Here is a 13,245-nt window from a genome sequence, read left to right on the forward strand (position 1 = left end):
AGGACCGCCGCTCCTGCCCCTCGGATCGTCTCCCCTGTAGAACCTTCCGCATGGGACTCACGCTCACCCCCGCGCTCGTCGCCGTCGTCGTCCTGCTCGCCGTCGCGGGCGCGGTCGTGGCGGGGCTGGGCGGGCTGGGGCACGCCCGCGCCGTCCTGACCGCCTGCCTGCGGGCGGCGGTCCAGCTGGGCGCCGTCTCGCTGGTGATCGCGTGGGTCGTCGGCGCGCCACCGGGCGTCGCCGCCTTCCTGCTGCTCATGTACGGCGTCGCCACCGTCACCGCCGGCCGCAGGATCGCCAAGGAGCGCCCCTGGCCCGCCGCCCTGCCCATCGCTGCGGGCACGTTGCCCGTGCTGATCGCGCTCTTCGGCACCGGCGTGGCCCCCATGCGGGGCATCACGCTCATCCCGATCGCGGGCATCCTGCTCGGCGGCTGCCTGACCGCCACCGCCCTGGCAGGCAGGCGCGCCGTCGACGAGCTGCGTCAGCGCAGGGGCGAGGTCGAGGCCGCGCTCGCCCTCGGCCTGCTCGACAGGGACGCCAACCTGGAGATCTGCCGCCCCGCCGCCGCCCAGGCGCTGGTGCCCGCGCTCGACCAGACCAGGACCGTCGGCCTGGTCACGCTGCCCGGCGCGTTCGTCGGCATGCTGCTGGGCGGCGCGCAGCCACTCGAGGCGGGCGTCGTTCAGCTGGTGGTGCTCGTGGGGTTGCTGGCCGCCGAGGCGATCGCGGTGCTCGTCACGGTCGAGCTGGTGGCGCGGGGGCGATTCGGGCGAACAGGTATCCCAGCGAGTTAGTCGCCAGGTGCAGCATCGAGGGGGCCAGCAGGCCGCCCCTGCGGCGCAGCTCGCAGAACAGCACGCCGGCCGCGGTCGTGGAGAGCACCCCGCCCACCACGACCTTGGTGACGTCCGTGCTCCCCGAGGCCAGCTCGCCGAGAGCGGGGTTGGCGCGGGCCAGCTCCATCGCGGGCAGGATGTGCCAGAGGCCGAACAGCGCCGAGGAGAGCGCCGTGGCCGCGGCGGTGCCGTGGCCGCGGCGCAGCATGCCGTACAGGGCGCCCCTGAAGCCGACCTCCTCCAGCAGGACCGTGCCCACCGGCACCTGGAGCAGCGCCGCCTCCAGCAGCTCGGCCCTGGACAGCGACAGCGCCCGCTCGTCGTGGAAGAGCGGGCGGGTGCGCGGGATGGCGATGCCCGCGGTGTAGCCCGCGGCCACGATCGCGGCCAGCGCGGCGCCTGTCCTGGCGCCCTTCAGCCCACGGGTGAAGCCGATCTCCTCCCACGACAGGCCCGAGCGCCGGGCCATCGCGACGAGCGCGCCGGTGGCGACGGCCGAGGTCAGCGGCGCGAGTCTGGGGGCGACACGATTGTTGACGACGTTGGCCGCGACGAGCACGGCGAGGGAGCGAAGCAGCACCCCTCGAGGCTATGCGCTGCGCTGCCGCCATCCGGCGGGAAAGCGCAGCCGTCTGCGTTCCTGGGGGGTGAGCCCTCCCCAGATCCCCTCGGTCTCCCCCGACCGCACCGCGTAGGCCCTGCAGTCGTCGAGCACCTGGCAGCCCGAGCAGACCGCCTTGGCCCGCGCCTCTTGGACAGGAGACGGCGCGGGAGGAAAGAAGAGGTCGGGGTCGCTGGTCCTGCAGGCTCCCCGCCGCAGCCAGCTGATCTCTCTGACGTTCCCCAATGGCATGCGCCCAAGCTAGACCGCGAAGCCGGGGGCCCGCATCACCCTTGCGACGTACATGCGCCTACACCGTTGTTGTACCCCGTCGCGAACGAGCGCTGCCGCTGGGCGGCGGTGCCGTGCGCGTCGGGCCTGAACCAGTCGTCGGTCGGGTCGCCCGCGGCCTCGAGGTTGAGCAGGAGCTCGGTGTCGTCGCCCTCCTCGGCCTCCAGCACGCCCGCGCGCACCAGCCCCGCCAGCGCCCCTCCCGCGTAGCAGTCCGCCTGGAGCTCTCTCTGCACGTTGAGCGCGAACTCGGTGCCCAGCTGCGCCTGTACGGCATGCCCGATCTCGTGCGGGATGATCAGATAGGTCGAGCCGTCGCCCATCTCGTTCCAGAAGGCCGCCATCCAGTCGACGTCGTAGGCGATGAAGTGCCCGTCCTGGCAGTAGAAGGCGTTGTTGGGCACGGCGGGCTGTCCCCCGCACGAAGGACCGCCCTCACCCCTGTAGGCGACGAAGTCCGTGACCGGCTCGTAGGTGCGGCCGAGCGCCTCGAACTGCGCCTTCCAGAACGCCTCGGTGTGCACGCGCGCGAGCCGTACGTCCTCCTCGAAGGTGTCGCCTTCGCGGCCGCGGGTGGAGGCGGCGGGCCCACCGCACGCGGTCAGCAGGAGGACCAGCAGCGCGGCGAGCGATCTGCGGAGGGTCATTCCTCCATTTTGCCCGGGAGGCAGGGAACACACGCCCCGAGACGGGGACCGGGGGCCGGTGGGACGATCGGCGCATGATCAGGGTTCTCATCGCGGACGACCATCCGGTCTTCCGCTCAGGACTGCGCGGCCTGCTGGCCGCGCTCGACATCGAGGTCGTCGGCGAGGCGAGGGACGGCGCCGAGGCCGTACGGCTGGCGGCCGAGCTCCAGCCGGACGTCGTGGTCATGGACCTGCACATGCCGGGCGGCAACGGCGTCGACGCCACGCGCACGATCACCAGGGTGAGCCCGGGGATCGGGGTGCTGGTGCTGACCATGTTCCACGACGACGACTCGGTGTTCGCCGCGATCAGGGCCGGGGCCAGGGGCTACCTGCTGAAGGAGGCGGGCGTGGAGGAGATCTCCCGCGCCGTGCAGGCGGTCGCGGCGGGAGAGGCGATCTACGGCCCCGGGATCGCCAAGCGGGTGCTCGGCTTCTTCGCGGGCATGGCCGAGCCGTCGCGCGCGGCCTTCCCCGAGCTGACCGAGCGGGAGCGGGAGGTCCTCGAGCTGATCGCGCAGGGCCGCAACAACACCGAGATCGCCTCGCTGCTGTTCCTCAGCGCCAAGACCATCAGGAACCACGTGTCGAACATCTTCATGAAGCTGCACGTGGCCGACCGCGCCCAGGCCATCATCAGGGCCCGCGAGGCCGGACTCGGCTGACCTCCGTCAGACGTCCCAGGCGTGGACGGGCTCGTTGGCGTGCATGCGCTCGATGTAGGCCAGCGTCATCCTGCGCAGCGCCTCCTGTCTGCCCTCGGGCCCGTCGCCCCCGAAGGCCGCGACGGCCTCCACCTGCCAGGTGGAGCCCGTCCTGCCGGTCAGGCAGCGGCCCTCGATCACCCCGAGCAGCCGGTCGGCGACGCTTCTGTCGACGCCCCACCGCGACAGCCCCTCGGCCGCCATCGGCAGCAGCCTGCGCAGCACCAGCTCGGCCGCGGGCACCTCGCCGAGCCCTGGCCAGTAGAGCCTGGCGTCCAGCCCGTGCCTGGCCGCGCTCGCCAGGTTCTCCTCGGCGGTGCTGAAGGCCATCTGGCTCCACACGGGGCGCTCGGCGTGGGGCAGCACCTTCATGAGGCCGTAGTAGAAGGCCGCGTTGGCCGCGACGTCCAGCACGGAGGGCCCCGCGGGCAGGACCCTGTTCTCCACGCGCAGGTGCGGCGTGCCGTCCACGACCGCGTAGACCGGCCTGTTCCACCGGTAGACGGTGCCGTTGTGCAGGGTGAGCTCGTCCAGCGAGGGGATCCGTCCCGCCGCGAGCTCGGCCGTGGGGTCCTCCTCCGAGCACAGCGGCAGCAGCGCGGGGAAGTAACGGACGTTCTCCTCGAACAGGTCGAAGACGCTGGTGATCCAGCGCTCGCCGAACCACACGCGCGGCCGTACGCCCTGCGACTTGAGCTCCTTCGGGCGGGTGTCGGTGGCCTGCTCGAACAGGGCGATCCTGGTCTCCCTGTGCAGCTCCCTGCCGAACAGGTAGGGCGAGTTGGCCGCGATGGCGACCTGGGGGCCCGCGATGGCCTGCGCGGCGTTCCAGTGGGCGGCGAACGCCTCGGGGCTGACCTGCAGGTGCAGCTGCACGCTGGTGCAGGCGGCCTCGGGGGTGATGCTGTCGGCGTAGGTGTCGAGGCGTTCGACGCCCTCGATGCACAGGTGCAGGTCCTCGCCCCTGGCGGCGAAGATCTGCTCGTTGAGCAGCTTGTAGCGGGGATTGGCCGACAGCGTGCCCTCGTGGGTGTCCTCCTGCCTGAGCGTCGGCAGGATGCCGATCAGGACCAGGTGGCCGCCCTCGGAGCGGGCGCGCTCCTCGGCGTGGTTGAGCCTGGCGCGCACCGACTCCTCCAGGCGGAGCGCGCCGTCGCCGTCCAGGCCCTGGGGGGCGATGTTGATCTCGACGTTGAACTGGCCGAGCTCGGTCGCCCAGTCGGGCTGGGCGATGGCCGCCAGCACCTCGGCGTTGCGCATGGCGGGGTCGCCCCGCGAGTCGACCAGGTTGAGCTCGATCTCCAGCCCGGCCAGTGGCCGGTCGAACTCGAAACGCGACTCCCGCAGCATCTGAGCGAAGACGTCCAGATTGCGCCGCACCTTCTCCCGATAGTTACGGCGGTCTTCCCTGCTGAACACGACGACCGGCACGTCTTTGCCCATACCTGGGAATGTCGCACGGGACTAGTAGTCCTTCAAGGACAGGCTTCCCACGACCTCGCCAAAATCCTCCCCCCGATACTCCTCACCGGCCTGCTGGGCCTCCACGCGCGCCTTGTTGGTGAGGGCGAGCTCCTGGTTGCCCCTGACGTAGTCGCGCAGCTCCCGCTCGTAGGCGGCGAAGGCGGCGGTGTGGTCGCCACGGGCCGCGGCGAGCTCGCCTGCCAGCACGTACGCGCCCACCATGGCCATGCTGGTGCCCTGCCCCGACAGCGGCGAACCGCAGTAGCCCGCGTCGCCGAGCAGCACGACCCTGCCGCTGGACCAGCTGTCCATGTGGATCTGGGCCATCGCGTCGAGGTGGAAGTCCTCGGCCTGCCCCATGTGCTCGAGCAGCTCGGGAAAGACCCATCCCGCGCCGCCCATCCTGTCCCGCAGGATGCGCTTCTGCGCCTCGACGTCGCGGTGGTCGAAGGCGATCGGCTCGGACTCGAAGCCCATGTAGACCCGCGCCTCGCTGTTGCCGCGCACGCTCATCACCCCGCCGCCCCAGCCGGTGCCGGGCATCTGGTGGAAGACCTGCCAGCGGTCGAGGCCGAGGATGTTGGGCGCGGTCCACACCGACAGGTAGGTGCCCAGGTGGCGGATGAAGCGGCTCTCGGGGCCGAAGACCAGCCCGCGGGTGTTGGAGTGCAGCCCGTCCGTGCCCACCACCACGTCGAAGGTACGGCGCAGCCCGCTGTCGAAGGTGACGTGCGCTCCCCTCCCGTCCTGCACGATCTCCTTGATGGAGTCGCCGAAGAGGTAGCCGACCTCGCCCGCCGCCTTGGCGAGGATCTGGCTGAGGTCGTCGCGCAGGATCTCGATGTCGGGGCCGGCCAGCTCACCGCCGGTGAACGTGTGCTCCTCCGAGCGGTAGACCTCGTTGCCCTCGCCGTCCACCATGGACATGCCGCGCATCTCGACGCGGTGCGCGCGGATCTCCTCCAGCAGGCCCATGCGCGCCGCCACGTCGAGGGCGGGCCCGCGCACGTCGATCGCCTGGCCTCCTGGCCTGAGGCCGTTCGAGCGCTCCACGATCGTGACGTCGAAGCCGTGACGCGTGAGCCAGTAGGCCAGAGCGGGTCCGCCGATGCTCGCGCCGGAAATCAGAATGTTCATGTCAGGCAGACTGGCCGTGGGCGCGCACCGCCCACGCACCGGTCGCTGACCGGCAGGTCACACCAGACGGCGGGCGGTGGCCCAGCGCGACAGCTCGTGCCTGTTCGACAGCTGGAGCTTGCGCAGCACCGACGACACGTGCGTCTCCACGGTCTTGACCGAGATGAACAGCTCCTTGGCGATCTCCTTGTAGGCGTAGCCGCGCGCGATGAGGCGCAGCACCTCGCGCTCGCGCTGGGTCAGGGAGTCGAGCTCGGGGTCGATGGAGGGCGCCTCGCTGGAGGCGAAGGCGTCGAGCACGAACCCGGCCAGCCGGGGGGAGAACACCGCGTCGCCGTCGGCCACCCTGCGGATCGCGTCGGTCAGCTCGCGCCCGCTGATGTTCTTGGTGACGTAGCCTCTGGCGCCGCCTCTGATCACGCCGATCACGTCCTCGGCGGCGTCGGAGACCGACAGCGCGAGGAAGCGGACCTGCGAGCCGGAGCCGAGCACGCGGCGCAGCACCTCCTGGCCGCCACCGCCCGGCATGTGGACGTCGAGCAGCACGACGTCGGGTTCGAGCGTGGCGATCGCCTTCACCGCCGACTCGACGTCCTCGGCCTCGCCCACGACCTGGATCGAGTCGCCCAGCTCGGCGCGCACGCCCGATCGGAACAGCCGATGGTCATCGACGATCAGCACGCGAATCATTTCTCCACCTTCATCGTCAACATCACTTCCGTGCCCTCACCGGGCTCGGTACGCACCCTGGCGTTGCCGCCGTGGCGTTCCATCCTTCCGATGATGGACTCCCTGATCCCCATGCGGTCCAGGGGTACCTCGTCCAGATCGAAGCCCTTGCCCCGATCCTTCACGAAAATGGTGACTTCTTCACCCTCCACCTCCGCATAAACGGAGATGACCGGGCTCTCGGAGTATTTGGCCGCGTTGACCATCGCCTGGCGAGAGGCGTTGAGCATCGCGCCGAGCCTGCCGCCCGGGTCGAGCTCGGTGTCGCCCACGCACACGACCTCGATGGGCACGCCGTGCGAGTCCTCCTCCTCGGCCGCGATGCGCCGTACGGCGGCGGCGAGCGTGGCGTCGGCGTCCTGCGCGGGCTGGTAGAGCCAGTTGCGCAGCTCCCGCTCCTGCGCGCGGGCCAGCCTGGTGACCTCGCGCGGGTCGTGCGAGACCCGCTGGATCAGCGTGAGGGTGTGCAGCACGGAGTCGTGCACCATCGCGGCGACCTCGGCCCGCTCCTCCTGCCTGATGCGCTCGCGCCGTTCGAGCTGCAGCTCCTTCGACAGACCCGCCAGCCATGGCGCCGCGATGACCGCGATGCCGCCGACCACCACCGCGGTGAAGAGCAGCCCCGGCCTGGCCGCCTGCAACTGGCCCTCCGCGACGAGGAAGCCGATCGCGCCGATGACCACGAGCACGACGCCGAGCAACGTGCGCACGCGGTTCTTCCGCATGCCCTTGGTGGCGCCGCTGACCCATGTCTTGCGCCGTTCGGGATCGGCCTGCTGCCAGAGGATGAGCGCGCCGATGCCGCCGACGGCGAACGGCAGCATGCCGATGCCTCCCTGGGCGGCGCCGGTGATCCAGCCGAAGGCGGCCAGCGCCACGCCGATCGCCGTGAAGGCGGCCAGCTGGCTCCAGTCGCGGGCCGGCGGCGGACCCTCCGCCTGTCTGCGCGGCGTGATCATCCACAGCACGGCGTAGGCGGCGATGCCCACGCCGTCCACGACGCTGAGCAGCACGAAGCTCAGCCGGATCACGATCGGATCCAGCTTGAGCTGGGCGGCGAGCCCCTGGGCGATGCCGCCTACCAGCCGGCCCTCCATGGAACGGGTCAGCCGGGGAAAGGGCGCGTCGTCTGTCTCGCGCAGAGTCTGTTGGTCAGCCATAACATGGCCATAGTCACACGTCGCGGACGTGCCGGACATCAGGGAGCAGCCCCAGGGTCTCCTCAGGGGAGTCCCGGATGCGCATCCTGGCCTTCCGCGCCACGATGGTGCCATGACCGAAGCACCGCCCACCGACCAGGCAGCCCCACCCCGCGTGCTCAAGCGCAGCGGTGAGGGCCGGATGATCACTGGCGTGTGCGCGGGGCTCGGCCGCTACACGCGCATCGATCCGGTGGTCTACCGGGTCGGTTTCGCCATGCTGGTGCTCGGCTCCGGCATCGGGTTGTTCCTCTACATCGCGGCCTTCCTGCTGATGAAGGAGTCCAACGGCCGTCCCGGCCACGTCGAGACGTGGACCAGACGCGACTTCGACGCCGAGACCGTGTTCGCGCTGCTGACCGGCGTCGCGGGGTTCGGCCTCATCATCAACATCGCCACGGTGTGGCTGGGCACCGGCACGCTGGTGGTCGCCACGCTGATGGCGATCACGCTGCTGACCGCGCACGCCCGAGGCCTCGACCTGCCCGCGCTGGCCCGCTCGCTGCCCGAGCGGCTCAACCGCAGGACCGAGCCGATCGCGCCCGAGCCCGTCGTCCCCGAGCCGATGCCGGTACGGCCGCAGCCGCCCGCCGTCCGCAGGGAGCCGGCTCCCATGCGGCACGAGCCGCCCGCCGTCCACCACGAGCCTCGCCCCGAGGCCATGCCCTCCATGGAGAGCGCGGCCTTCAACGCCTCCGCGCCTTCCGCGCCGGAGGCCGAGGCGCCCACCAGGGTGAACGAGGTGCCCGAGAGCCCCGTCAGGGGGAACGAGGCGCCTGAGACCCCCACCAGGGTGAGCCAGGCGCCCGAGACCCCCACCAGGGTGAACCAGGCGCCGGTGGCGCCGCTGCCCCCTCTGCCCTCCTACGGCGAGCCGTTCGCGCCGCGCGGCCCCTACCAGCCGCTCGATCCCCGCAGGCGGGCCGGCTACTCGCCCTATGACCTGAGCCACTACGGCGAGCAGGTCCCCACCCCCCGCCCCAGGCGACGCAGATCGTTCACCGGCGCGGTCACCGTCCTGCTCGCAATGATCGTTGGAGGGATCGTCGTGGCGGCCCAAGCCACCTCTGGATCCGCCACCCCCAGCCTCACCGCCGTGGGTGGTGCCATGCTCATCACCGTCGGCGCAGGGCTGCTGGTGGCCACCTGGTTCGGCCGTGGCGCCGGGCTCGTCGCGCTGGGCACCGTCCTGGCCCTGGTCATCGGGGCGGGCCTGATGTTCGGCCATCTGCCGAGGAAGATCGGCAGCGCCACGTGGAGCCCGACGAGCGTGGCCGAGTCGGGCCGTGTCTACGAGGTGGGCATCGGCGACGGCACGCTCGACCTGACCGAGCTGGAGCTCCCTCCGGGGGCCAAGACCACCTTCAGGGCCACGCTGTCGGTCGGCGAGCTCGTCGTCATCGTGCCGCCGACGGCTCGGGTGGAGGTGCACGCGACCTCCAGGGTGGGCGACATCTCCATCGGCCAGTCCGTCGAGGGCGGCACCGACCTCAAGGTGAACAGGGTGCTCGAACCCGAGGTGAGACCCGAGGGCGCGGTGCCGACGATCGTGCTGAACCTCAAGGGCGGCGTCGGCGACCTGGAGGTGCGCGTTGGCGCGTGAGACGAGCCCGGAGCGGCAGCGGCTGCTGCACAGGACCGACTGGATGGCCCTGCTCAGCGGCATCCTGTTCGTGGTCCTCGGCATCCTGCTGGTGAGCGGTGTGATCAGTGACGCGCTGCTGCTCTGGGCGCTGCTCGTCGGCGGCCTGGGGTTCGCAGGGGTGATAGCCATCGTCGCGAGGTCCGTCAGGCGCTTGTGACCGATCGATTCATAGGCGTACGTTCGAATCACCCCCGCTATTGAGGGAGGACGTATGCCTCGAATCGCTGTCACCGTCGACGGAATCCGATACGAGGAGGACGTGGAGCCCAGGCTCCTCCTCGTGCACCTTCTCCGAGACCGGCTGGGCAAGACCGGCACCCCCGTCGGGTGCGACACCAGCAACTGCGGCGCCTGCACGGTCATGCTCGACGGGAAGAGCGTGAAGAGCTGCTCGGTGCTGGCCGTACAGGCCGACGGCAGCGACGTCGTCACGATCGAGGGCCTCGCGACCGCGGGGACCATGCACCCCATGCAGCGGGCCTTCCACGAGGAGCACGCGCTCCAGTGCGGCTACTGCACGCCTGGCATGGTCATGGCCGCGATCGACCTGCTCAGGGAGGACCCCGACCCGTCGGAGGAGACCATCAGGCACGGCCTGGAGGGCAACCTCTGCAGGTGCACGGGCTACTGCAACATCGTCAGAGCGGTACGGCGGGGCGCCCAGAGCATGGGGCAGGCGGTGACGACGCCATGACCGAAGAGCTCGACGCGGGCGTGGTCGCCCAGCAGATCGCCGAGAGCGGGCAGCTGTCCGAACCCGACAGCACCCGCGAGGTCGGCAAGGCGCGCAGGCGCAAGGAGGACGCCAGGCTGCTGGCCGGGCGCACCACCTGGACCGACAACATCCAGCTTCCCGGGCTGCTGCACGTCGCCTTCAAGCGCAGCCCCATGGCCCATGCGCGCATCGTGGGCGTCGACGTCTCCGCCGCGCGCGACATGCCGGGCGTGGTCGCCGTCTTCAGCGGTCAGGACGTCGCCGACGAGCAGGGCAGCCTGCCGTGCGCGTGGCCGGTGACCGAGGACATCGTCATCCCCGACCACCCGCCGATGGCCGTGCGGGAGGTCCGCTACCCGGGCGAGGCCGTCGCCTGCGTGGTGGCCACCGACCGCTACCTGGCGGCCGACGCGCTGGACGCGATCGACGTCGACTACGAGCCGCTGCCTCCCGTCCTCGACATGGCCGAGGCGCTCACCGAGGCGAGCCCGAAGGTGCACGAGAGCGGCAACCGCGCCTTCACCTGGACCTTCGCCCAGGGTGACATCGACGCCGCCTTCAGGGACGCGCCGGTGCTCATCGACCGCACCTACGTCCAGCAGCGGCTGATCCCCACGGCGATGGAGCCGAGGGCGGTCGCCGCCACCACCGACGGCGAGTCCTTCACGCTGTGGTCCTCGACCCAGATCCCGCACGTGCTGCGCGTGATGCTGGCGCTGACCACCGGCATCCCCGAGCACAGGCTGCGCGTGGTCGCCCCCGACGTGGGCGGGGGGTTCGGCTCCAAGCTGCAGGTCACCGCGGAGGAGGTGCTCTGCCTGCTGCTCACCAGGAGGCTCGGCAAGCCGGTCAAGTGGACCGAGTCGCGCTCGGAGGGCAACCTGACCGTGCACCACGGCCGCGACCAGGTCCAGCACATCGCGCTGGCCGCCGAGGCCGACGGGCGCGTCAGGGGCGTGAAGGTCGAGCTGCTCGCCGACATGGGCGCCTACCTCATGCTGGTCACGCCGGGCGTGCCGCTGCTCGGGGCCTTCATGTTCAACGGCATCTACAAGATGGACGCCTACAGCTTCGACTGCACGGGCGTCTTCACCACCAAGATGCCGACCGACGCCTACAGGGGCGCCGGCCGTCCAGAGGCGACCTACGCCATCGAGCGGGTCATGGACGAGCTGGCGGCCGAGCTGAACCTCGACCCCATCGAGGTGCGCAGGCGCAACTGGATCAGGCACGAGGAGTTCCCGTACACCACGATCGCCGGGCTCACCTACGACTCCGGCAACTACGAGGCGGCCACCGAGAAGGCGCTGTCGCTGTTCGGCTACGACAAGCTGCGCGCCGAGCAGTCCGACAGGCGCGACAGGGGCGACCCCGTCCAGCTCGGCATCGGCGTCAGCACCTACACCGAGATGTGCGGCCTGGCGCCCAGCAGGGTGCTCGGCTCGCTCAGCTACGGCGCGGGGGGATGGGAGCACGGCTCGGTGCGCATGCTGCCCACGGGCAAGGTCGAGGTCGTCACCGGCACCTCGCCGCACGGGCAGGGCCACGAGACCGCCTGGAGCCAGATCGTGGCCGACTCGCTGGGCGTGCCGTTCGACGACATCGCGGTCGTCCACGGCGACACCGCGATCTCGCACAAGGGCATGGACACCTACGGCTCGCGCTCGCTGGTCGTCGGCGGCATGGCCGTCCTGCGGGCGTGCGAGAAGGTGAAGGAGAAGGCGAGGAGGCTGGCCGCGCACACGCTGGAGTGCTCGCCCGACGACCTCGAGTTCTCCCAGGGCGCGTTCAAGGTCAAGGGGACGGAGTCGAGCAAGACGATCCAGGAGCTCGCGCTGGCCGCCTTCGCCGCGCACGACCTGCCCGAGGGGGTGGAGCCCAGGCTCGACGCCGACGCCACGTTCGATCCCGAGAACTTCTCCTTCCCGCACGGCACCCACCTGTGCGCGATCGAGGTCGACACCGAGACGGGCATGGCCAGGATCCGCAAGTACGTGGCGGTGGACGACGTCGGTCACGTCATCAACCCGCTGATCGTCGAGGGTCAGGTGCACGGCGGTCTCGCCCAGGGCATCGCGCAGGCGCTGTACGAGGAGGCCGTCCACGACGCGGAAGGCAACCTGCTCACCACGACGATGGCCGACTACCTGATCCCCACGGCCGCGGACCTGCCCGACTTCGTCACCGACAGGACCGAGTCGCCGGCGACCTCCAACCCGCTCGGCGTCAAGGGCGTCGGGGAGGCGGGCACCATCGCCTCCACGCCCGCCGTCGTCAACGCCGTCGTGGACGCCCTGCGCCCGCACGGCGTGCACGACATCCAGATGCCCTGCACGCCCGAACGGATCTGGAGGGCCATCCGATGATCCCGGCCCAGTTCGACTACCTCAGGCCAGGCTCGCTGCAGGAGGCGAGCGAGGCGCTGGCCTCGGACGAGGAGGCGAAGGTGCTGGCGGGCGGCCAGTCACTGCTGCCGCTGCTGCGCCTGCGCCTGGCCTACCCCTCGCTGCTGGTCGACGTCAGCCGCCTGGAGGAGCTGACCGGCATCCTCGACGAGCGCGACCACGTCTTCATCGGCGCGATGGCCACGCATGACGAGGTGCTGCGCTCGCCCGCCGTCATCGCGGGCTGCCCGCTCGTGGCGCTGGCCGCCGCCACCGTCGCCGACCCCGCCGTACGGCACCGCGGCACCTTCGGCGGCTCGCTCGCCCACGCCGACCCCGCCGGAGACCTGCCGGCCGTGGCCCTCGCGCTGGAGTGCGTGATGGTCACCTCCACCAGGCAGATCCCCGCGGCCGACTTCTTCCTCGACTACCTGGAGCCGGCGCTGGAGCCTGGCGAGATCCTGGTCGGGGTGAAGGTGCCCAAGCTCGGTCCCGGCTGGGGCTTCCACTACGAGAAGTTCCACCGCACCGCCCAGGCCTGGGCGATCGTCGGCGTGGCCGCGGCGGTCCGCCGGGCCAACGGCTCGATCCAGGAGGCCAGGATCGGGCTGACCAACATGGGCCCCACTCCCGTGCGCGCCCGCGCGGTCGAGAGCGCGCTGCAGGGCGTCGAGCTGGGCGAGGCCGTACGGCAGGCGTGCGCGGAGGCGGCCGAGGGCACCTCGCCCACCTCCGACCTGCACGCCCAGGCCGACTACCGAAGGCACCTGGCCCAGGTGCTGACTCACAGGGCGGTGAACGCGGCCGCGGGCAGGCCCTGACGTCGCGTGGGCGTCCCTCAGGGGACG

General features: G+C 71.1%; 14 protein-coding genes. 7 read left to right on the forward strand and 7 right to left on the reverse strand.

The annotated features are described in order from the left end of the window. Window positions 1-50 precede the first annotated feature (50 nt). Entirely contained in the window at window positions 51-797 is a 747-nt protein-coding gene (locus FHR33_RS21410) for an ABC transporter permease (RefSeq protein ID WP_183650596.1), read from the forward strand. Here the strand turns inward: FHR33_RS21410 and FHR33_RS21415 are convergent. Genes FHR33_RS21415 through FHR33_RS21425 form a run of 3 tightly spaced genes read right to left on the reverse strand, consistent with a single transcriptional unit; the run spans window position 739 to window position 2,378 of the window. After that, window positions 739-1,419 carry a CPBP family glutamic-type intramembrane protease gene (locus FHR33_RS21415; RefSeq protein ID WP_183650600.1) on the reverse strand — a complete coding sequence of 227 codons (681 nt, stop codon included), beginning with the start codon at window positions 1,417-1,419 and terminating at the stop codon, window positions 739-741. The two genes, FHR33_RS21410 and FHR33_RS21415, sit on opposite strands and share 59 nt — an antisense overlap. Before the next feature lie 9 nt (window positions 1,420-1,428). Further along, window positions 1,429-1,692 carry a WhiB family transcriptional regulator gene (locus FHR33_RS21420; protein ID WP_183650603.1) on the reverse strand — a complete coding sequence of 88 codons (264 nt, stop codon included), beginning with the start codon at window positions 1,690-1,692 and terminating at the stop codon, window positions 1,429-1,431. Between the two features lie 35 nt (window positions 1,693-1,727). After that, window positions 1,728-2,378, reverse strand: a complete 651-nt coding sequence (locus FHR33_RS21425; protein ID WP_183650606.1) for a neutral zinc metallopeptidase — start codon at window positions 2,376-2,378, stop codon at window positions 1,728-1,730. 74 nt (window positions 2,379-2,452) lie between these two features. On the opposite strand from FHR33_RS21425, the gene FHR33_RS21430 reads away from it, so the two are divergent. Further along, window positions 2,453-3,085 carry a response regulator transcription factor gene (locus FHR33_RS21430; protein ID WP_183650609.1) on the forward strand — a complete coding sequence of 211 codons (633 nt, stop codon included), beginning with the start codon at window positions 2,453-2,455 and terminating at the stop codon, window positions 3,083-3,085. A gap of 6 nt (window positions 3,086-3,091) precedes the next feature. On the opposite strand, the gene FHR33_RS21435 is transcribed toward FHR33_RS21430, so the two are convergent. The 4 genes from FHR33_RS21435 to FHR33_RS21450 are packed head-to-tail and all read right to left on the reverse strand — an operon-like array spanning window position 3,092 to window position 7,614. Next, complete coding sequence (locus tag FHR33_RS21435; protein WP_183650612.1) at window positions 3,092-4,567, reverse strand: glutamate-cysteine ligase family protein; 1,476 nt, start codon at window positions 4,565-4,567, stop codon at window positions 3,092-3,094. A 21-nt stretch (window positions 4,568-4,588) separates the two neighbouring features. Further along, window positions 4,589-5,725: an FAD-dependent monooxygenase gene (locus FHR33_RS21440; protein WP_221241186.1), complete on the reverse strand. Its 1,137-nt coding sequence runs from the start codon at window positions 5,723-5,725 to the stop codon at window positions 4,589-4,591. 57 nt (window positions 5,726-5,782) lie between these two features. Further along, window positions 5,783-6,415, reverse strand: a complete 633-nt coding sequence (locus FHR33_RS21445; RefSeq protein WP_183650615.1) for a response regulator — start codon at window positions 6,413-6,415, stop codon at window positions 5,783-5,785. Next, a complete protein-coding gene (locus tag FHR33_RS21450; RefSeq protein ID WP_183650617.1) occupies window positions 6,412-7,614 on the reverse strand; it encodes an ATP-binding protein in 1,203 nt (400 codons plus the stop codon). The genes FHR33_RS21445 and FHR33_RS21450 overlap by 4 nt, the downstream gene beginning before the upstream one ends. Window positions 7,615-7,726: 112 nt before the next feature. Between FHR33_RS21450 and FHR33_RS21455 the strand changes: the two genes are divergently transcribed. The 5 genes from FHR33_RS21455 to FHR33_RS21475 are packed head-to-tail and all read left to right on the forward strand — an operon-like array spanning window position 7,727 to window position 13,218. Then, entirely contained in the window at window positions 7,727-9,256 is a 1,530-nt protein-coding gene (locus FHR33_RS21455; RefSeq protein ID WP_183650621.1) for a PspC domain-containing protein, read from the forward strand. Further along, window positions 9,246-9,455: a hypothetical protein gene (locus tag FHR33_RS21460; RefSeq protein ID WP_183650624.1), complete on the forward strand. Its 210-nt coding sequence runs from the start codon at window positions 9,246-9,248 to the stop codon at window positions 9,453-9,455. The genes FHR33_RS21455 and FHR33_RS21460 overlap by 11 nt, the downstream gene beginning before the upstream one ends. A 54-nt stretch (window positions 9,456-9,509) precedes the next feature. After that, window positions 9,510-9,992 carry a (2Fe-2S)-binding protein gene (locus FHR33_RS21465; RefSeq protein WP_183650627.1) on the forward strand — a complete coding sequence of 161 codons (483 nt, stop codon included), beginning with the start codon at window positions 9,510-9,512 and terminating at the stop codon, window positions 9,990-9,992. Next, complete coding sequence (locus tag FHR33_RS21470; protein ID WP_183650630.1) at window positions 9,989-12,379, forward strand: xanthine dehydrogenase family protein molybdopterin-binding subunit; 2,391 nt, start codon at window positions 9,989-9,991, stop codon at window positions 12,377-12,379. Before FHR33_RS21465 ends, FHR33_RS21470 begins: the two co-directional genes overlap by 4 nt. Further along, on the forward strand, window positions 12,376-13,218 hold the full coding sequence (locus FHR33_RS21475; RefSeq protein WP_183650633.1) for an FAD binding domain-containing protein: 843 nt from the start codon (window positions 12,376-12,378) through the stop codon (window positions 13,216-13,218). Before FHR33_RS21470 ends, FHR33_RS21475 begins: the two co-directional genes overlap by 4 nt. The last annotated feature ends 27 nt before the right edge of the window (window positions 13,219-13,245 follow it).

Source organism: Nonomuraea dietziae, from assembly GCF_014195505.1.
GTDB lineage: Bacteria > Actinomycetota > Actinomycetes > Streptosporangiales > Streptosporangiaceae > Nonomuraea > Nonomuraea roseola.

Excerpts from the sequence above, each read along its gene's own strand:
- FHR33_RS21410 (WP_183650596.1), top strand. The coding sequence starts at position 51 with ATGGGACTCACGCTCACCCCCGCGCTCGTCGCCGTCGTCGTCCTGCTC.
- FHR33_RS21445 (WP_183650615.1), bottom strand. The coding sequence starts at position 6,415 with ATGATTCGCGTGCTGATCGTCGATGACCATCGGCTGTTCCGATCGGGC.
- FHR33_RS21470 (WP_183650630.1), top strand. The coding sequence starts at position 9,989 with ATGACCGAAGAGCTCGACGCGGGCGTGGTCGCCCAGCAGATCGCCGAG.
- FHR33_RS21435 (WP_183650612.1), bottom strand. The coding sequence starts at position 4,567 with ATGGGCAAAGACGTGCCGGTCGTCGTGTTCAGCAGGGAAGACCGCCGT.
- FHR33_RS21455 (WP_183650621.1), top strand. The coding sequence starts at position 7,727 with ATGACCGAAGCACCGCCCACCGACCAGGCAGCCCCACCCCGCGTGCTC.
- FHR33_RS21440 (WP_221241186.1), bottom strand. The coding sequence starts at position 5,725 with ATGAACATTCTGATTTCCGGCGCGAGCATCGGCGGACCCGCTCTGGCC.
- FHR33_RS21430 (WP_183650609.1), top strand. The coding sequence starts at position 2,453 with ATGATCAGGGTTCTCATCGCGGACGACCATCCGGTCTTCCGCTCAGGA.
- FHR33_RS21475 (WP_183650633.1), top strand. The coding sequence starts at position 12,376 with ATGATCCCGGCCCAGTTCGACTACCTCAGGCCAGGCTCGCTGCAGGAG.
- FHR33_RS21425 (WP_183650606.1), bottom strand. The coding sequence starts at position 2,378 with ATGACCCTCCGCAGATCGCTCGCCGCGCTGCTGGTCCTCCTGCTGACC.
- FHR33_RS21450 (WP_183650617.1), bottom strand. The coding sequence starts at position 7,614 with ATGGCTGACCAACAGACTCTGCGCGAGACAGACGACGCGCCCTTTCCC.
- FHR33_RS21465 (WP_183650627.1), top strand. The coding sequence starts at position 9,510 with ATGCCTCGAATCGCTGTCACCGTCGACGGAATCCGATACGAGGAGGAC.
- FHR33_RS21420 (WP_183650603.1), bottom strand. The coding sequence starts at position 1,692 with ATGCCATTGGGGAACGTCAGAGAGATCAGCTGGCTGCGGCGGGGAGCC.